Here is a 16,482-nt window from a genome sequence, read left to right on the forward strand (position 1 = left end):
GCGGGTCACTTGCGGGTCACTTTCGAAAAGCCCGGAAGCCGGCCCAGTCGAAAGTAACCAAAGCGCTTCTGCCCCACCACTCGGTGCCTCGCCTAGGCTCGGCATGCCCTCACTCCGGCATTGCTCCGTGGGCCCGCCGCGAAGGGCCATCCATGGCCCAGCGCGGCTACCTCGGCATCCATGCCGAGGTGCCCACTCCACAATGCCTGCGTTCGGCCAGCGTGGTTAACGGGGCGCCCGAGATCAACGTCCACCACGAGGCGGCCTTATAGCCGACCTGGTTCTTGGTGGGACCGTGTTTCTCCTGTGGGAGCGAGCTTGCTCGCGAAGGCGTCGGCACAGCCAACACCACCGCAAACTGACCCACCGCTATCGCGAGCAGGCTCGCTCCCACATGGGTTTTCGGGCGCTCAAAGCATCTGCATACGACACAAGAACCTGTGGGAGCGAGCTTGCTCGCGAAGGCGTTAACACAGCCAACATCACTGCAAACTGACCCACCTCTATCGCGAGCAAGCTCGCTCCCACAATTTGGATTGGGGACAGCCGAAGAAACAGGTCGGCTACTAGGCCGCCTCGCGAGCAAGCTTTGCTCCCACAGATCTGATGGGTGTACGACCAGGAGAACCAGGTCGGCTGTTAGGCCGCCTCGCGATGGACGTTGATCTCGGGCGCCCCGTTAACCACGATGGCTGAACGCAGGTATTGCGCAGTGGGCAACCCGGCATGGATGCCGGGATAGCCGCGCTGGGCCATGGATGGCCCTTCGCGGCGGCCCACGGAGCAATGCCGGAGTGAGGGCATGCCGAGCCTAAGCGAGGCACCAAGTGGTGGGGCATAAAGCGTTTTGCTTACTTTTGCGTTTCTCAAAAGTGAGCCGCTGTAAGAGCGGAACCATAAGCCGCCATTACCAAAGAAATGGATATTCACCCAACCTAACCCACATCAATCAACCCCACTACCCGCGAAAACACCAACTCCATCTCAGGCTCACTACAATCCACCCCAAACCGCTTGCGCAACCCCAGCTGGTTCAGAATCACATGCACATCCGCCACCAAATCGTGCTGCCGCAAGCACGCCTGAACACACTGCAATGGACAACCATCCAACGCAATGATCCGCCGCCCCGACCGCGCCTTGTCAACCAGCGGCGCCACATGCCCACCCACCCCGACAATACAAGACATCTCCGCCAAACCCGCACGGTCCAACCGCAGGGCGACGGTGTTGGCCAGTTGCGCCACGTTGGAACAACCGGAACACGAATACACCAGAGGCAATAAACTCGGGGCTTTCATCAGACCGTCGCCAACCCCTTGCCCGCCCGTTCCAGATTGCGCCAAAGCCACGGCGGCAACACCTCCGGATCAAGACTGTCGATCAAGTTCTTCAACGCCAGCCCCAACTCGGTATCCCCCTCGATCACCAACCGCCGACGAAAGAACAACGTATCCGGGTCTTCCTGCCGACTGGCCAACAACAGGAACTCGCGCCAGTTACCGCTGATGGTGACCTGAGCCTCGGCGTGCTCGGCAATGCGCAATCCGTCCCGTGCCAAGGTCAGGTACCAGCACAGCTTCAGGTCGGGCACGCGCAGGCACAACCAGCGCCCACGCAGCACCTCGAACCCGCCATCGCGCAGCGGCTCGGCCAGGCAGCGATTGAGCGCCTGCTGCAACGCCAGTCGCTGCACCACGAACGGCACCTTGCCCACCAACGGCAGCAAGCGGTCGGCGCCTTTGAGCACCCACTTCTTCGGACTCAACACAGGCCCGCCTCCTCTACCTTCAACATGCCGGCATGGCCGTGCCAGTAACCATTGCAACCGTCCACGAACAGCGGCGGTGCCTCGCCCTGGCGAACTTTGTCGAAGGCCGTGACCACCTCGGCCATGCCTTGGGCACGCGGACTCAGGCGCAGCACATCGGCGCCGCAGGCCATCAACGCGTTGTAGTCGGCCAGCAGGTTCGTCACCTCGCCGGACATCGTCTGGATGCCGTTGAGGGTGAACAACTGTTGGCCTTCCTGACTGCTCAACGCCAGGCCGTCGGGGTAGTTGATGCAGCAGAACTGACAGTCGTCCTTGGGGCGGTTTTCGGCTCGGGCGGTAAAGCAGCGCGCCGAGTACGCCAAGGGCAGATGACCGTAGGCGAAGATTTCCACCTCGGGCACCTCGCGGTCCATGTCCCGCACCTGCTCCAACACATCGCCGATCAGCGCCGCCGAACACTCCACGGGCGGCACCCAACGGATCATGCCGCTGTCGAGCAATTGCCCCAGGGCGTGGCCGTTGTACAAGTTCAGCGCCGGGCCGCCGACGAAAGGCAGCTTGCGTTCGGCCATGAACTGCACCGCGCCCATGTCGTTGGCTTCCACCAACAACTGGCCGTTGTCACACAGGCGTCGCAGCGAGGACAGCTCCGAGGCTGCCTCGATCAGCGTCAGGCTCGACAACACAATCTGTGCCTGGCTGCACGCTTGCAGCTCGCGTGCCAAGCCCAGCCACTGATCCAGGGAGAACGCCCGGCGTTTCGAACACACGGTTTCCCCCAGGTAAATCACGTCCAGCGGCAATGCCGACATCTCGGCATAGAAATTCCCAAGTTGCGCTTTGTCCCAGTAAAACAGGACCGGTCCCAGGCTGAGTTTCATCTGGCCTCCCCTCATTGCCATGATCGATGGTAGGCACCCAGGGTGGTCTGGCTGCCTTCGGACAAGCCAGCCAGCACCTGGCGCCATTCTTCCTGCACCCGGAACCGTTGCGGCGCGGCCTTATGGGCATCCAGTGCGGCGCGCCAGACCCGGGTCACTTGCTCAACGTAGGCCGGGCTGCGTTGGCGACCTTCGATCTTCACCGCTTCAACGCCGATGGCCGCCAGCTCCGGCAGCAGGTCGAGGGTGTCGAGGCTGGTGGGTTCTTCCAGCGCATGGAAGCGCTTGCCGCCGACCAGGAAGCGGCCTTTGCAAAGGGTCGGATAACCGGCCGGTTCTTCGGGGGTGTAGCGGTCGATCAGCACCTCGCTCAGGCGTGCGCTGAGGCCTTGGGCATCCTCGCTCCAGCGCACCGCCTTGGCGGGCGAGCAGACGCCGCACAGGTTCGGCGATTCGCCGGTGATGTAGGAAGACAAGTGGCAACGGCCTTCAGCCATGATGCACAGGCTGCCGAAACCGAAAACTTCGATCGGCACCGGACTGCCCGCCGCCACCTGTCGCACCTGGGCCAGGGACAGTACCCGCGGCAGCACGGCGCGACGGATGTCATAGCGCTGCGCGTAGAACGCCAGGGCCGCTGCGTGTGTGGCCGAGCCTTGTACGGAAAGATGCAGCGCCAACCGAGGATGGCGCTGGCTGGCATAGCTGAGCACGCCAGGGTCGGCGGCAATCAGGGCATCCACGCCGAAATCGGCGGCGCGGTCCACCGCCCGTTGCCAGCGCTCCCAGCCCTTGGGCTGCGGGTAAGTATTGACCGCCACGTACAGCTTGCGTTGATGCTGACGGATGTGTGCGACAGCCGCGTCGAACTGCTTGTCGTCCATGTTCAGCCCGGCAAAATGCCGGGCATTGGTGTCATCGCGAAAGCCGACATAGACGGCATCGGCGCCTTGGCGCACCGCCGCTTTGAGGGCAGGCAGATTCCCTGCCGGGCAAACCAGTTGCATGGGGCATCCTCATGAGAAAAACTCAAGCGCCGCCAGTCTAGCCAGCCCTCGGCCGGCGACCTTGACGACAATCAATTGCCGTCAATGCATCAGCTCGGCGAATGGCAGGTACAGCACCTTGTCGTGCTTGTGCAGTTGCGCCTCACACTCCACCACCGCCAGCCCATCGGCCCAGCAAGCGGCCGTCAGCATCGCCGAACTTTGCTGAGGGTGCAGTTCCACACACAGGTGGCCGCTGGCATCCGGAACCAACCTGGCCCGCAGGTACTGCCGGCGTCGGTTGCGCTTGAGCCAGTCGAACCCGGCTGGCACCTGCAACGGCACAGGTAACACGTCGCCCATGCCCTGGGCCCGGAACAGGAACGGACGCACGACGATCAGTGCGGTAATCAATGCCGCCGACGGGTTGCCTGGCAGCCCGATCCAAGGCTTGCCTTCCACATCGCCAAAGGCCAGGGGCTTGCCCGGCTGGATGGCGAGGCGCCAGAGGTCGATGCTGCCCAAGGCTTCGATGGCATGCTTGAGGTGGTCTTCTTCACCCACCGAGACACCGCCCGAGGTGATCAGCACATCGCATTCGGCGGCGGCCAGGCGCAACGCTTGTCGACTGGCCAATAGCTGGTCGGGCATCACCCCGAAGTCATGCACCTCGACACCCCAACCGCGCAACAGTGCGGCGAGGCTATGGCGATTGCTGTTGTAGATCTGTCCTGGCGCCAGTGGCTCGCCCGGCTCGCGCAGCTCATCGCCGCTGCTGAGCAAGCCCACTTGCAAGCGGCGGTAAACGTCCACCTGGCCGACCCCGGCACCGGCGAGCAAACCCAATTCCTGGGCGCGCAAGCGCGTGCCGGCTTCGAGCAGCCGGTCTCCTCGACGCAGTTCCTCGCCTTCCTTGCGAACATGGTCACCGCCGTTGACCGGCGGCAACCAGACCCGCTCGCCATCGACGCGACAGCTTTCCTGCGGCACCACCGTGTCGGCCCCCGGTGGCAGCGGCGCGCCAGTAAAAATCCGCACGACGTGCCCGGCTTGCAACGGCTCGCCCGGTTCTTCACCCGCGGCGATCCGCCCACCCAACAGCAGGTAGCCGCCGTCACCCGGCAGGTCAGCGACCCGCAGGGCATAGCCGTCCATCGCGCTGTTGTCCCAGGCCGGCAGGTTCATCGGGCACACAATGTCAGTGGCCAGCACACGCGCCAGGGCCTGGTCCAGGCCAACCCGTTGCACGGGCGGTGGCGGCGGTGCCTGGTCGAGCAGATGACGGATCGCCTCATCCACCGGCATCAGCACGCCGCTGTCGCAGACCCGGCCGCTCACGAGCGGGTCTCGCAAGCCGTTGGGGCGATGCCGTCCTGGGGCTTGAGGTGCGGGGTGAAATTGCACGGGCCAGTGCGGCTGTCCAATTGCCCGGCCAGGATCTGCTCCCACCCGGTCCGGCACGCCCCCGGCGAACCCGGCAAGCAGCACACCAGCACCCCATTGCTCATGCCCGCCAAGGCGCGCGATTGCAGGGTGGACATGCCGATCTCCGCCAGCGACACCTGGCGGAACAGCTCGCCGAAACCGTCGACGTGTTTGTCCAGCAGTGGCGCCACCGCTTGGGGGGTGTTGTCGCGCGGGGTGAACCCGGTGCCGCCGGTCATCAACACCACCTGCACCTTGGGGTCGGCGATCCATTGGGAGACCTGGGCGCGGATCTGGTAGATATCGTCTTTCACCAACCCACGGTCGATGAGCACGTGTCCGGCCGTTTGCAACAGGTCCGCCAGGGTTTGGCCCGAGGTGTCGGTGTCGAAGGTGCGGGTATCGCTGATGGTAAGGACCGCGATGTTCAGCGGTTGAAAGAGGCGTTGCGTCAGATGGGCCATGATCAGCCGTCCTGTCAGAAAAGATGGCCCAGCCTGAACCGCAATCGTTGCCGGGCCTATTCCTCGTTGGAGGTACCTCCCTTGGCACCCCATGCAAGAACGATCCTGTCCCAGTAGGAGCTGACGAGCGAAGCGAGGCTGCGATCTTTCCCGGGCCACTTGAGTCTCAAGCAAAAGATCAAAAGATCAAAAGATCAAAAGATCAAAAGATCAAAAGATCAAAAGATCAAAAGATCAAAAGATCGCAGCCTCGCTACGCTCGGCAGCTCCTACAAGGCATCCACTCAAGGCGCCAGGCGGCAACGCTGCCAGCCGCCATCCTGCAGGCGGTAGTCGAGACGATCGTGCAAACGGTCGGTGCGGCCCTGCCAGAACTCCATCCGTTCGGGCCGCAGGCAATAGCCTCCCCAATGGCCGGGGCGCCGCACGGGTTGATTGGCAAAGCGTTTTTCGGTTTGCGCCAGCAAGGTCTCCAGCGCGGCCCTGTCCTCCAGTGGTCGGCTTTGTGGCGACGCCCAGGCCCCCAGGCGACTGGCGACGGAACGGGATTCGAAATAGGCATCCGACAGCGCCGGATCGAGTTTGTCGACCGGCCCTTCGATGCGTACTTGCCGCTCCAGCCCCGGCCAGAAAAACGTCATGGCCGCCCAGGGGTTGCCCGCCAGGTCCTGGCCCTTTGCGCTGTCATAGTTGCCGAAAAAAGAAAAGCCCTGGGCGTCGAAGCCCTTGAGCAACAACACCCGGCAGTGAGGCCGGCCCTGCTCGTCCACCGTCGCCAAGGCCATGGCGTTGGCTTCCACCGGCGGGCTTTCGGTGTCGCGGGCCTGTTGCATCCAGAGTGCGAACAACGCCATGGGGTCGTCGGGGGCCTGGGCTTCATCCAGGCCATCGAGGGTGTACTGGCGGCGCATTTTGGCCAGGGAAAGGGGCATGACGGTGATCTCCACGATGGATTTTGGCCAGTGTGGATTCTGTGGCGGTGGCGGGCCTTGATCGTTGTCAATGGCGGTTCTTGTGGTGGGTTGAAGGGCGCTATCGCGAGCAAGCTCGCTCCCACAGGTGATCTGCTGTGTTCACAAGATCCCTGTGGGAGCGAGCTTGCTCGCGATGAAGGCAACTCGGTCTAGCCGGTCAACGGCTACTTAAGCCCCAACCGCCGCGCCAGCTTATGCAGATTGCTCGGGTCAACCTCCAACAGCCGCGCCGCCCCCGCCCAGTTCTGCCCGCAGCGTTCCAGGGCCTTGAGGATCGCCTGTCGCTGGCAACCGTCGACGGCCTCGCTCAAGGGTTGCACGGGCGCCTCCAACGCTTGCAGAGCCTGTTCCGGCAGCGCCTGCGCCGAAGCGGCGCTGGCGTTGACGTCAAGGTCCAGCACCTGGGGTTCCAGGGTCATGATCAGGCTGCGACTGGCGCCGCGGCTCAGCTGTTTCAACGCCGCGCGACTGATCACGTGCTCCAGCTCCCGCACATTGCCGGGCCAACTGTACGCCAGCAACGCCTGTTCAGCCGCCGGTGACAGGCGCAACCCACGCAAGCCCAGGCGCGTGCGGTTCAGTTCGAGAAAGTGCCCGGCCAGCATCAACACATCGTGGCCGCGCTCGCGCAGCGGTGGGATCGGCACCGGATAGACCGAGAGACGGTGATACAGGTCGGCGCGAAACAGCCCGTCGCGAATGCTGTCGGGCAGGTGCCGGTTGGTGGCGGCGATGATCCGCACATCGACGTGCAGCGGCTTGTCCGCCCCCAGACGCTGGATCTCGCCGTTCTGCAGGGTGCGCAGCAACTTGGCCTGGACGCTCAACGGCAATTCACCAACCTCATCGAGAAACAGCGTGCCGCCATTGGCCGCATCGAAGCGCCCGGCCCGGTCGGTGGTCGCCCCGGAAAACGCGCCCTTGACGTGGCCGAACAACTCGCTTTCGGCCAGGGACTCGGGCAACGCCGCGCAGTTGACCTGGACCAGCGGCTTGTGGCCGCGCCGGGACAGGCGATGCAGCCGCCGGGCGAACAGCTCTTTACCGACGCCGGTTTCGCCCAGCAACAGCACCGGTAGTTCGGAGTCCGCCAGCACATCCAGCTCGTTGAGCAACTGCTGCAACCCCTCGCTGCGCCCGAGGATCTCGCCCTCTTCGGCGGGTAGCCGCAGGTCGGTCTGGTCGCTGCGCGATGCTCGCAGACTACGGTTTTCCTGCTCAAGGCGAGTGACCCGCACCGCCGCCTCGATCTGCAACGTACAGCGTTTGAGTTCCTCGCGGGCACGGCTGTCGAAGGTGCCGGCGTGCAACGCATCCAGGGTGATCGCGCCCCAGAGCCGGCCTTCCACGTACAGGCTCACGCCCATGCAGTCATGCACCGGCAGTGGCTCACCGACGTGGTTGTCGAGCAAGCCGTCATAAGGATCCGGCAAACGGCTGTCCGGCTCGAACCAGGTGGGTTCGCGCGACGCCATGATCGCCGCCAGGCGCGGGTGCTGGGCAATCACGAAGCGCCGTCCCAGCGCCTCGTGGACCAGGCCCACGGTGGCCACGGGCCTGAGACTGTCATCGTCCAGGCGCAGCAGCCCCACGGCGCCACTGTTGAAGTATTCGCGCAGGGTCTGCACCAGGCGCTGCAATCGCACCGCATTGGGCAGCTCGACGATCAGGTCGGCGGCCAGGCTTTCACGCAGCATGGTAGTGATGACCCTCCAGGGTTCGTTTGACCCTTCACAATCAGGGTGACAATCACCCTGACAAAAATTTAATGCTTTGTTTTCAATCAGTTGAATTTGGCACGTCGACTGCAAAGTTCGCTCATCTGTCCCTGCCGGGATTCAACCCAAGGAAACATGATGAGCCTCGATCTGTTGGAACAAAGCCTCGGCCAACTGGCCTGCGACATTCCCGGTGCTACCCGTACCTTCCATCATTACAACCTCGACTTCTGTTGCGGCGGGCGAAAATCCTTGCGCGAAGCCGCGCTGGGCAAAGGCCTGAACCCGCTGCTGATCGCCGACGCCCTGCGCACCCTGCAAGCCGCCGGGGAGCTGGGCCATGACTGGCGCGACGAGCCCCAGGCGACCTTGATTGCCCACATCCTGGAGCGCTACCACGCGCGCCATCGCGAACAGCTGCCGGAACTGATCCGCCTGGCCCGGCGCGTCGAGCAGGTCCACGGTGCACGCCCCAGTTGCCCCAACGGCCTGGCCGATCACCTGCAGGACATGTACCAGGAACTCGAAGGCCACATGCTCAAGGAAGAACAGGTGCTGTTCCCGATGCTGCAACAAGGCCTTGGCGAACGGGCCTCGGCGCCGATCCAGGTGCTGCGCTACGAACACGACCAGCACGGTGAAGCCCTGGAAACCATGCTCACCCTGACCGACCAGATCACCCCACCCGCCGACGCCTGCAACACCTGGCGCGCCCTGTATCGCGGACTGGTGGAGTTTCGTGATGACCTGATGCAGCACATCCACCTGGAAAACAATGTGTTGTTCGTCACTGCGATGAAGCCTGCTCGCTAACCCTCAAACATTGCCCATTACTCCTGTGTGACTCCTGTGGGAGCAAAGCTTGCTCGCGATGGCGTAGTGTCAGTCAATATCAATGTTGACTGACACTACGCCATCGCGAGCAAGCTTTGCTCCCACAGGCATTTGCAACTCTCATTTGCAACTCTCATTCGCAGCTCTCATTTGCCGCCCTCATCCGCAGCTCAAAACTGCCAATAGAACATCGCCTTCGCCAACACCACGATCAGCACCATGTGCCCCAGGATACTGCGGCGCAACCAACAGGCGCGGCCGGGTGTCAGGCGACCGCTCTTGAGCCAGTACGCCAGCCACAAATAGTGACCGATAATGCTCAGCGCCAGCAGGATCTTCAGGCTCAGCAGCAGGCCGAAGCTGTTGCTCAACGGCTGGCTCAATGCGCCGCGATGCTGCCAGGCCAGAGCCATGCCGGCGCCGTACAGCACCAGCACGACGCCGTGCAGCACATGCCGCGAGCGCTGGGCGATGGCCTGGTCGGCAGCGTCCTTGACGCCTTGGGCCAAGGGCCGGCGGGCGCTATGCCAGATGAAGACCTCGAAAAACAGCGTGCCAATGAAAGCGATGGCCGCCAACAGGTGGGTAACCAGCAAGACCCCGTACATTATCGATTCCCTCTGCCCAACCGGCTCATCCCGGATGCCCATCCACCCGGGCCTTGAGCAGCATCGGCCCATAGCGCCAGGCGTATAGACCGAACGCCAGCGTCCAGCACAGCGCCGCCAGCCACAGCCCGGCCAACGGCAACAGCAGCACCAACAGCACGCGGCTCAGGCACGCCAGGTTCAGCAGGATGAACGCCAGGGTCATGCCCGCCGGCGGCTCGAGGGCGCGCCCGGTATGGCCCAGGCTGACACGGGCAACCATCGCCAGGATCAGCCCGGCCATGGCGCCGATGGTCAGGCCGTGCACCGCCAGGCTCGGGTTCACTGGCACGCCGAAGTGCCACAGCGCCATGCCCAGGCAAGCCACCGCCAGCCAGGCATAGGCCAGGTGCAACGACCACAGCAGCGGCACCCGCCACAAATCCCGATCATGCCAACGCACCAGTCGAATCCCGTGGCCCACCGCCAACGCGGCGAACAACAGGCCGACCCAGACGCTGGCCACCAGCGCCGGACCGAAGGCATACAACAACGCCACCAGCGCCGACCCTGCCAGCAACAGGCGATCAAGCCACGGCCAAGGGGAAACGCCCTCGACCCGTCCGAGGCCGCGCTGGGTAAAGAATGGAATCACGCGACCGCCGATCAACCCCATCATCGCCGCCACCAGCCACAGGCCGGTGAGCACGCTCTGGCGCTGCAAGCCCTCGTTGTGCTGCACCAGGCCGTATACGGACAACGCATCGGCGGCGGCCAACAGCAGCAATACCAGCACAATCGGGTAATTGCGCTTCTGCCGCACACGCCACAACATCACGCCCATCAACGCGGCGACCGCCAGGGCAAAACCCAGCTCCAGCAGCGTCAGTAACGGCCAGGGCGCATCGACCAACCAGGCCAGCCGCGCGCCCAACCACAACAACGCCAGGGTTGCCAGGCGCTTGCCGCTCAGGCCCGGGATTCCAGTCCAGGTTTGCACCGCCGTCAGCAGGAACCCGGCAATGATCGCCAGGCCGAAACCGAACAACAGTTCATGCCGATGCCAGGCCAACCAGCCGCCGGCCGGCTGCCAGGTGGACAAGCGCCCGGTGAACGCCGCGAGCCAAAGTGGAACGACCAACAGCGCCAATACACACCCGGCCAAAAAAAACGGCCGGAACGCCAGGCGCCACAACGGCAAAATGGCCATGGCCTTGCGACGGTCAAGCACTTGCATACATCACTCCTTTGCCTCGCTGAACCGCCAGCGAGGTACGACAAACCAGGGTTCGAATGATCGGCTATCGACGCCGGCCGGCCTTGTCTCAGATCAAGCCAGCGCATCGCCTCGAACAGGTACTTGCAAGGGGCTTGCCGAACCGGGTCTAACTGTCTGCTAAAACACCTCGGCCCCCTGTGGGAGCGAGCTTGCTCGCGATGGCGGTGGGTCAGGTGGCATTGATGTTGGGTGTGCTACCGTCATCGCGAGCAAGCTCGCTCCCACAAGGACTATAGCCACAAAGGGTATTTATGACCCTTTCATGGTTATTTTTACCCTTAAACGTCAGGGTCATTTGTACCCACCCCAACCTCAACACCCCAGGAATCAACCCCCGCAGGCATGGCCCGTCTCTTGCTCAGGCACGGCATCACCTTTCTTGTCGGGGTCATCCATGAAATCCGTCGTCCTGCCGCTTACCTGGTTCGTCTTGCTCTCCTGCGTCGTGGCGCTTGCCAGCGGCCTGTCCCTGAGCCTGGTCTGACCCCGTTCACCTCTTTCGCCCTTACAAGGATTCCATGCCATGGTGCTCCACCGCGTCCATCACCAGATTCTGCGCAGCCATCACCTGTTCGAGCCGTTGAACGAAGAAGAGCTCAACGAATTGATGAGCAACAGCCAACTGCTGAACATCGACAGGGGCGATCCGCTGTTCCGCCAGGGAGAACCGGCGCAGGCGTTTTACTTCGTGATTTCCGGCGCGGTGAAAATCTACCGGCTGACCCCGGATGGCCAGGAAAAGGTCTTCGAGGTGATCGGCGAGCGCCAGACCTTCGCCGAAGCCATGATGCTGATGGACACCCCCAACTACGTCGCGTCCGCCGAAGCCGTCGGCCCGACCCAGGTCTACCGGCTGTCCAACGCCACCTACATGCGTCTGCTGCAAAGCAACAGCCGGCTGACCTTCGCCCTGCTCGGCAAGCTCTGTGTGCGCCTGCACCAACGGGTCAACGAGATTGAAACCCTGTCGCTGAAGAACGCCACTCACCGCGTGGTGCGCTACCTGCTGACGCAACTGGTGCGCCTGCAAACCGTGGACAGCCAGTTCGAATTGCCGATGGCCAAGCAGTTGATCGCCGGACACTTGTCGATCCAGCCGGAAACCTTCTCGCGGATCATCCGCCGCCTGATCGATGAAAAAATCATCACCCAGGACGGTCGCCAGATCGCCATTCTCGATCGCCTGCGTCTGGAACAATTCGAATGAGCGCGCAGCCCACTTGCCTGTATTGCCAACAGACCCAACCCGGTGATGCAACCGAATGCCGCCAGTGCGGCATGCCCCTGCCAGTCGAGGCCGCAAAGGCCGGCGAGCGCCGGTTGCGGCGCTTCACCTGGTTCTGTGTCGGCTTGACGATCTTCTGCATCGTCATGTTCTTCTGGCTGCCCCGCAGCATCGCCTGAGCCCTCAATCCTGAGTCAACTGCCGATACAACTGCGGTAAACGCAGCGGCAGTTGCTCGGGCTGGCGAATCAAGGTGTAGCCGTTGGCCCCGAACATGTACGGCAGGTAATCCCCCGCTTCGCGATCGATGGTGATGCAGAACGGCGTCAACCCTTGGCGCCGGGCTTCCAGCACTGCCTGGCGGGTGTCTTCCACACCGTAGCGTCCTTCGTAAAGATCCAGGTCATTGGGCTTGCCGTCACTGAGCAGCAACAACAATTTGCGCCGCCGCTTGCAGCCCGCTAACCGTTGCGTGGCCTGGCGAATCGCCGCGCCCATGCGCGTGTAGTAACCGGGCTTGAGCCCCTGGATGCGTCCGCGGGTGTGGTCGTCATAGCGCTGGTTGAACGCCTTGAGTTCATGCATGCGCACCTGCTGGCGGCGCAAGGAAGAGAACCCGTACAAGGCAAAATCGTCCCCCAGCACCGACAGGGTTTCGCCGAACAGCAACAGGCTGTCGCGGATCACGTCGATCACCCGGTGCTCGTCGTTGAGGTGGGCATCGGTGGACATCGACAGATCGGCCAGCAGCAGGCAGGCCAGGTCGCGGCGAGTCTGGCGCTGGTCCATGAACAGTCCGCGTTCGCTGCACTGCCCGTGCTGGCGCTCGACATGAAAGTCCAGCCAGGCTTGCAGATCCAGTTCCGAGCCTTGGGTTTGCTGGCGCAACCATTGGCGATCGTTGCGCAAGTGTTCGAACTGGCGACGCAAGCGCTGGGCCGAGCTTCGCAGGCGTGCGGGCAACGGCTGGGGCTGGCTATCGCGAGAGGTGAAGGTTTGCAGGCTGACGAAGTCGTCCTGCAGCCGTTGCTTGCGGTAATCCCATTCCGGCAACAGGATGCCTGCGCCCAACGGGATGTCATCCACATCGGCCGGCGGCAGGTCCAGGTGCAGTTTCAAACCACCGCCCTTGCGCAAGCGGGTGCGCGACAGGGTCAACTGATCCAAGTCCTCGGCGACGCGAGCGGCGTCCGGGTCTTCGCTGTCATCCGCCCAGCGATCCAGGTCCACGTGTTCGGTCCAGCTGAACAGGTTTTCCAGGCGCACGATCAGCAGCCCACCGTCACGGGTGGTGTCGTCGATTCGCTCGGCGCGCTTGCGCCCGCCCTGCTGTTCACCGGGCGGCGTCGCCAGGTATTGCTCGGACTCCTCAAGGTTGGCGGCCTGGGGATTGGCCAGGTGTTGGGGTGGGTATAGCCACAGCGGCAACGGCCAGGCCGCCCGCTCGCTGCGTGGAAAATGTTCGACACTGCCCGGTTCGCGCAAGGCTTGGCACAACGCCCGCTCCAGGGCGGCTTCGGCCGGGTTGAGCGTGGCCGGATCGGGGCGCAGGGACAGGTGCGCGTCCACCAACCGCCGGTAGCGAGGGCGCAGCGCCGGATAGCGTTTCAACACCGCCAGGGTCCAGCGCTGATTGTCCCGCCCCCAGTGCTTCATCGGCCCCGACTGCGCGGCCAGCAAGGCGAGCCAGCGATACAGCTCTTCGTTGAGCCCGACATCGGGGAACGTCGCCAGGCTCGCCGGCAGCCGCAGGTTATCGCCATCGCAACAGGCCAGGGGCACTTGCTTGCAGGTGCCGGCGATCTGCTGCAACAGGTTGCGACGCAGCAACAGGTCACGGTCGCTGACCGCTTCCACCCCCAGGTGAGGCGCACCGCCGGTGGCGCGAAACAGCACCTGCAACGCGCGTTGCCGGGGGACCAGCTCGACCCGGGCCTCAGGAAAATCAGCACTGGCCCGGCGGGTGATGAAACGGTGCCAGACACTGCCGACCCATTCTTCCAGCTCCAGGGTGAATGCCATGGTTGTTCTCCTATCGACCCATTGCAGTGAAGAGACTGGCTCATACTGCTTTTGTGGCGAGGGAGCTTGCTCCCGCTTGGGTGCGAAGCGCCCATCAAAAAGGGTCTGCTGCGCAGCCCAGCGGGAGCAAGCTCCCTCGCCACAAAAGCTCCTTCGCCACAGTCTCAGTGGTGAGGATTTACGAAGGCACCACCGCCGCCGGTGCACGCAGGGCCGCACGGCCACGTTGACGGAAGCTGAACAGGTAGCAGAGCAACCCGGCCAGGAACCCGACGCCGCTGACCAGTCGCGCCCAGAACAGCGGCTTCAAATGATCCATCGTGGCCATGAATGGCAAGGCACTGCCATCCGTCATCCAGCGTTGCAACCACACCTGGACCACACCGGCTGCGGTGAGGAACAAGGTGATCATCACCATCGACAAGGTCATCAACCAGAAGCCCCAGATCTCCAGGCGCTGCGAGCGTTCGTCCGCTGCTTCACCCAACCCACGCAAGCGTGGCATGGCGTAGCTGATCAGCGTCATCACAATCATTGCGTAGGCGCCGTAGAAGGCCAGGTGCCCGTGGGCCGCGGTCAGTTGCGAACCGTGGGTGTAGTAGTTGACCGGTGCCAGGGTGTGCAGGAAACCCCAGACGCCCGCGCCGAAGAACGCGGTGACCGTGGTGCCCTTGGCCCACAACGTGGCAGCGCGGTTCGGGTGTTGCCGACGACGGTTTTTCACCATGCTGAAGGCGAAGACCACCATGGCCAGGAACGGTAGCGGTTCCATCGCCGAGAAGATCGAGCCCACCCACAGCCAGACCTCGGGCGCACCGATCCAGAAGAAGTGGTGGCCGGTGCCGATGATCCCGGTGATCAACGCCATGGCGATAATCACGTAGAGCCATTTCTCGACCACTTCGCGGTCCACACCGGTGATCTTGATCAGGACGAAGGCAAGCATCGAACCCATGATCAGTTCCCAGACGCCTTCCACCCAAAGATGCACCACCCACCACCAGTAGAACTTGTCGCGGGCGAGGTTCGAGGGGTTGTAGAAGGAGAACAGGAAGAACACCGCCAGGCCGATCAGCCCGGTCATCATCACCATGCTGACCGTGGTCTTGCGACCTTTGAGCAGGGTCATGCCGATGTTGTAGAGGAACCCCAGGCACACCACCACGATGCCCATCTTGGTGATGGTCGGCTGCTCCAGGAACTCGCGGCCCATGGTCGGCAGCAAGTCGTTGCCGGTGAACTTCGCCAGCGTGGCATAAGGCACCGAGAGGTAGCCCAGGATCGTCGCCACACCCGCGGCGGCGAACACCCAGAACAGCACGATCGCCAGTTTCGGGCTGTGCAGTTCGCGGTCGGCCTCCTCCGGTATCAGGTAATACGCCGCGCCCATGAAGCCGAACAGCAGCCAGACGATCAGCAGGTTGGTGTGGACCATGCGGGCCACGTTGAAAGGGATCAGCGGGAACAGGAAGTCGCCGACCACGTATTGCAGGCCCATGATCAAACCGAACAACACCTGCCCCAGGAACAGCATCAGGGCAAACACGAAGTAGGGTTTGGCGACGGCCTGCGAGGCGAATTTCAGATGCGGATTAGCCATGCTCATCTCTCAGCCCTCCTTGTTTGGCGGCCAGCCATTGGTATTGATTTTCGAGCTCCACTTGAGGAACTCGGCGATGTCGTCGACCTCCTGCTCGCTCAGGTTGAACTGCGGCATGGCCCGACGACCCGGAACGTTCAGCGGCTGCATTTTCATCCAGGCCTGCAGGAACGGCTTGAAGGCTTCATCGCCACCGCGACGGTTGACCACGTTGCCCAGCTCCGGCGCAAAGTACGCGCCCTCGCCCAGCAGGGTATGGCAGCCGATGCAGTTGTTGCGCTCCCAGACGCCCTTGCCGCGTATCACCGATTCCGTCAATTGCGCCTGGTTGCTGCGTTCTGGAAAGGTCTGTTCCGTGTGGTAGGTCAGGGCCAGGAATATCAGGAAAAAGAAGATGCTTCCCCCGAAATAAATATTCCTGGCCATGCCTTTGGTGAAAGTATCTGACATGGTCACTTCCTCATTGCTTGGCGTGTTCATTCTAGGAAGCGAGGGGCGGGAAACCGCTTGATGGCGATCAAGAATCTCCGATGGTTTTGGTGGGTTGTTGCAAGGACACCGCGATGATGGAGAGCAGCTTTTGTGGCGAGGGAGTCCCCGCCGCGTCGCCGACGCTGCGCTGTCGCGCAGCAAACAAGTGCTCGGCTTAAGATTGGGTGCGCGCGGGGAAAGAGGCCGTAGCTATCACTGGTGTGTCAGCACCCGCGAGGGAG

At 63.1% G+C, this 16,482-nt stretch carries 17 protein-coding genes; 3 read left to right on the top strand and 14 right to left on the bottom strand.

Features of this window, described 5'->3' with window-relative positions; all coding sequences use genetic code 11:
* Nucleotides 1-639: 639 nt before the first annotated feature.
* The 9 genes from AB4Z20_RS27390 to norR all read right to left on the bottom strand — a co-directional run bounded on the left by AB4Z20_RS27390 (nucleotide 640) and on the right by norR (nucleotide 8,201).
* Nucleotides 640-804 carry a hypothetical protein gene (locus AB4Z20_RS27390; RefSeq protein ID WP_442091137.1) on the bottom strand — a complete coding sequence of 55 codons (165 nt, stop codon included), beginning with the start codon at nucleotides 802-804 and terminating at the stop codon, nucleotides 640-642.
* A gap of 131 nt (nucleotides 805-935) precedes the next feature.
* The gene (locus AB4Z20_RS27395) at nucleotides 936-1,301 is read right to left on the bottom strand and encodes a putative zinc-binding protein (protein WP_301300460.1); all 366 of its coding nucleotides are present in this window, start codon (nucleotides 1,299-1,301) and stop codon (nucleotides 936-938) included.
* Complete coding sequence (gene ubiT / locus AB4Z20_RS27400; RefSeq protein ID WP_442091120.1) at nucleotides 1,301-1,771, bottom strand: ubiquinone anaerobic biosynthesis accessory factor UbiT; 471 nt, start codon at nucleotides 1,769-1,771, stop codon at nucleotides 1,301-1,303. The genes AB4Z20_RS27395 and ubiT overlap by 1 nt, the downstream gene beginning before the upstream one ends.
* Nucleotides 1,765-2,655 carry a U32 family peptidase gene (locus AB4Z20_RS27405; RefSeq protein ID WP_003202470.1) on the bottom strand — a complete coding sequence of 297 codons (891 nt, stop codon included), beginning with the start codon at nucleotides 2,653-2,655 and terminating at the stop codon, nucleotides 1,765-1,767. Before AB4Z20_RS27405 ends, ubiT begins: the two co-directional genes overlap by 7 nt.
* Before the next feature lie 11 nt (nucleotides 2,656-2,666).
* Entirely contained in the window at nucleotides 2,667-3,662 is a 996-nt protein-coding gene (gene ubiU, locus AB4Z20_RS27410) for a ubiquinone anaerobic biosynthesis protein UbiU (protein ID WP_253475376.1), read from the bottom strand.
* A gap of 81 nt (nucleotides 3,663-3,743) precedes the next feature.
* Nucleotides 3,744-4,979 carry a molybdopterin molybdotransferase MoeA gene (locus AB4Z20_RS27415; protein WP_442091123.1) on the bottom strand — a complete coding sequence of 412 codons (1,236 nt, stop codon included), beginning with the start codon at nucleotides 4,977-4,979 and terminating at the stop codon, nucleotides 3,744-3,746.
* The gene (gene moaB, locus AB4Z20_RS27420) at nucleotides 4,976-5,530 is read right to left on the bottom strand and encodes a molybdenum cofactor biosynthesis protein B (protein WP_014339169.1); all 555 of its coding nucleotides are present in this window, start codon (nucleotides 5,528-5,530) and stop codon (nucleotides 4,976-4,978) included. Before moaB ends, AB4Z20_RS27415 begins: the two co-directional genes overlap by 4 nt.
* Before the next feature lie 284 nt (nucleotides 5,531-5,814).
* On the bottom strand, nucleotides 5,815-6,462 hold the full coding sequence (gene pdxH / locus AB4Z20_RS27425) for a pyridoxamine 5'-phosphate oxidase (protein ID WP_442091125.1): 648 nt from the start codon (nucleotides 6,460-6,462) through the stop codon (nucleotides 5,815-5,817).
* 206 nt (nucleotides 6,463-6,668) lie between these two features.
* Nucleotides 6,669-8,201, bottom strand: a complete 1,533-nt coding sequence (norR, locus tag AB4Z20_RS27430; RefSeq protein ID WP_442091127.1) for a nitric oxide reductase transcriptional regulator NorR — start codon at nucleotides 8,199-8,201, stop codon at nucleotides 6,669-6,671.
* A 159-nt stretch (nucleotides 8,202-8,360) separates the two neighbouring features.
* On the opposite strand from norR, the gene ytfE reads away from it, so the two are divergent.
* Nucleotides 8,361-9,035 carry an iron-sulfur cluster repair protein YtfE gene (ytfE, locus tag AB4Z20_RS27435; protein ID WP_024616171.1) on the top strand — a complete coding sequence of 225 codons (675 nt, stop codon included), beginning with the start codon at nucleotides 8,361-8,363 and terminating at the stop codon, nucleotides 9,033-9,035.
* 191 nt (nucleotides 9,036-9,226) lie between these two features.
* On the opposite strand, the gene AB4Z20_RS27440 is transcribed toward ytfE, so the two are convergent.
* Both AB4Z20_RS27440 and AB4Z20_RS27445 read right to left on the bottom strand, forming a co-directional pair.
* Nucleotides 9,227-9,664, bottom strand: coding sequence for a hypothetical protein (locus tag AB4Z20_RS27440; protein WP_442091130.1), 438 nt, complete (start codon nucleotides 9,662-9,664; stop codon nucleotides 9,227-9,229).
* Between the two features lie 25 nt (nucleotides 9,665-9,689).
* The gene (locus AB4Z20_RS27445; protein ID WP_442091132.1) at nucleotides 9,690-10,880 is read right to left on the bottom strand and encodes an NnrS family protein; all 1,191 of its coding nucleotides are present in this window, start codon (nucleotides 10,878-10,880) and stop codon (nucleotides 9,690-9,692) included.
* Between the two features lie 565 nt (nucleotides 10,881-11,445).
* Between AB4Z20_RS27445 and AB4Z20_RS27450 the strand changes: the two genes are divergently transcribed.
* Together AB4Z20_RS27450 and AB4Z20_RS27455 are read left to right on the top strand one after the other, a co-directional pair.
* A complete protein-coding gene (locus AB4Z20_RS27450) occupies nucleotides 11,446-12,129 on the top strand; it encodes a Crp/Fnr family transcriptional regulator (protein WP_003202487.1) in 684 nt (227 codons plus the stop codon).
* Complete coding sequence (locus AB4Z20_RS27455; protein WP_258688259.1) at nucleotides 12,126-12,326, top strand: protein DnrP; 201 nt, start codon at nucleotides 12,126-12,128, stop codon at nucleotides 12,324-12,326. The genes AB4Z20_RS27450 and AB4Z20_RS27455 overlap by 4 nt, the downstream gene beginning before the upstream one ends.
* Nucleotides 12,327-12,330: 4 nt before the next feature.
* Here AB4Z20_RS27455 and AB4Z20_RS27460 read toward each other — a convergent pair whose 3' ends face one another.
* The 3 genes from AB4Z20_RS27460 to AB4Z20_RS27470 all read right to left on the bottom strand — a co-directional run bounded on the left by AB4Z20_RS27460 (nucleotide 12,331) and on the right by AB4Z20_RS27470 (nucleotide 16,219).
* A complete protein-coding gene (locus tag AB4Z20_RS27460) occupies nucleotides 12,331-14,169 on the bottom strand; it encodes a nitric oxide reductase activation protein NorD (RefSeq protein ID WP_442091135.1) in 1,839 nt (612 codons plus the stop codon).
* A 178-nt stretch (nucleotides 14,170-14,347) separates the two neighbouring features.
* Nucleotides 14,348-15,775 carry a cbb3-type cytochrome c oxidase subunit I gene (locus AB4Z20_RS27465; protein ID WP_214510190.1) on the bottom strand — a complete coding sequence of 476 codons (1,428 nt, stop codon included), beginning with the start codon at nucleotides 15,773-15,775 and terminating at the stop codon, nucleotides 14,348-14,350.
* A gap of 3 nt (nucleotides 15,776-15,778) precedes the next feature.
* On the bottom strand, nucleotides 15,779-16,219 hold the full coding sequence (locus AB4Z20_RS27470; RefSeq protein ID WP_003202495.1) for a c-type cytochrome: 441 nt from the start codon (nucleotides 16,217-16,219) through the stop codon (nucleotides 15,779-15,781).
* Nucleotides 16,220-16,482: the final 263 nt, after the last annotated feature.

The sequence above is a fragment of the Pseudomonas sp. KB_12 genome, assembly GCF_052114545.1.
Classification (GTDB): Bacteria; Pseudomonadota; Gammaproteobacteria; order Pseudomonadales; family Pseudomonadaceae; genus Aquipseudomonas; species Aquipseudomonas brassicacearum.

Excerpts from the sequence above, each read along its gene's own strand:
- AB4Z20_RS27390 (WP_442091137.1), bottom strand. The coding sequence starts at position 804 with ATGCCCTCACTCCGGCATTGCTCCGTGGGCCGCCGCGAAGGGCCATCC.
- AB4Z20_RS27395 (WP_301300460.1), bottom strand. The coding sequence starts at position 1,301 with ATGAAAGCCCCGAGTTTATTGCCTCTGGTGTATTCGTGTTCCGGTTGT.
- AB4Z20_RS27405 (WP_003202470.1), bottom strand. The coding sequence starts at position 2,655 with ATGAAACTCAGCCTGGGACCGGTCCTGTTTTACTGGGACAAAGCGCAA.
- ubiU (WP_253475376.1), bottom strand. The coding sequence starts at position 3,662 with ATGCAACTGGTTTGCCCGGCAGGGAATCTGCCTGCCCTCAAAGCGGCG.
- moaB (WP_014339169.1), bottom strand. The coding sequence starts at position 5,530 with ATGGCCCATCTGACGCAACGCCTCTTTCAACCGCTGAACATCGCGGTC.
- pdxH (WP_442091125.1), bottom strand. The coding sequence starts at position 6,462 with ATGCCCCTTTCCCTGGCCAAAATGCGCCGCCAGTACACCCTCGATGGC.
- norR (WP_442091127.1), bottom strand. The coding sequence starts at position 8,201 with ATGCTGCGTGAAAGCCTGGCCGCCGACCTGATCGTCGAGCTGCCCAAT.
- ytfE (WP_024616171.1), top strand. The coding sequence starts at position 8,361 with ATGAGCCTCGATCTGTTGGAACAAAGCCTCGGCCAACTGGCCTGCGAC.
- AB4Z20_RS27440 (WP_442091130.1), bottom strand. The coding sequence starts at position 9,664 with ATGTACGGGGTCTTGCTGGTTACCCACCTGTTGGCGGCCATCGCTTTC.
- AB4Z20_RS27445 (WP_442091132.1), bottom strand. The coding sequence starts at position 10,880 with ATGCAAGTGCTTGACCGTCGCAAGGCCATGGCCATTTTGCCGTTGTGG.
- AB4Z20_RS27450 (WP_003202487.1), top strand. The coding sequence starts at position 11,446 with ATGGTGCTCCACCGCGTCCATCACCAGATTCTGCGCAGCCATCACCTG.
- AB4Z20_RS27455 (WP_258688259.1), top strand. The coding sequence starts at position 12,126 with ATGAGCGCGCAGCCCACTTGCCTGTATTGCCAACAGACCCAACCCGGT.
- AB4Z20_RS27460 (WP_442091135.1), bottom strand. The coding sequence starts at position 14,169 with ATGGCATTCACCCTGGAGCTGGAAGAATGGGTCGGCAGTGTCTGGCAC.
- AB4Z20_RS27465 (WP_214510190.1), bottom strand. The coding sequence starts at position 15,775 with ATGAGCATGGCTAATCCGCATCTGAAATTCGCCTCGCAGGCCGTCGCC.
- AB4Z20_RS27470 (WP_003202495.1), bottom strand. The coding sequence starts at position 16,219 with ATGTCAGATACTTTCACCAAAGGCATGGCCAGGAATATTTATTTCGGG.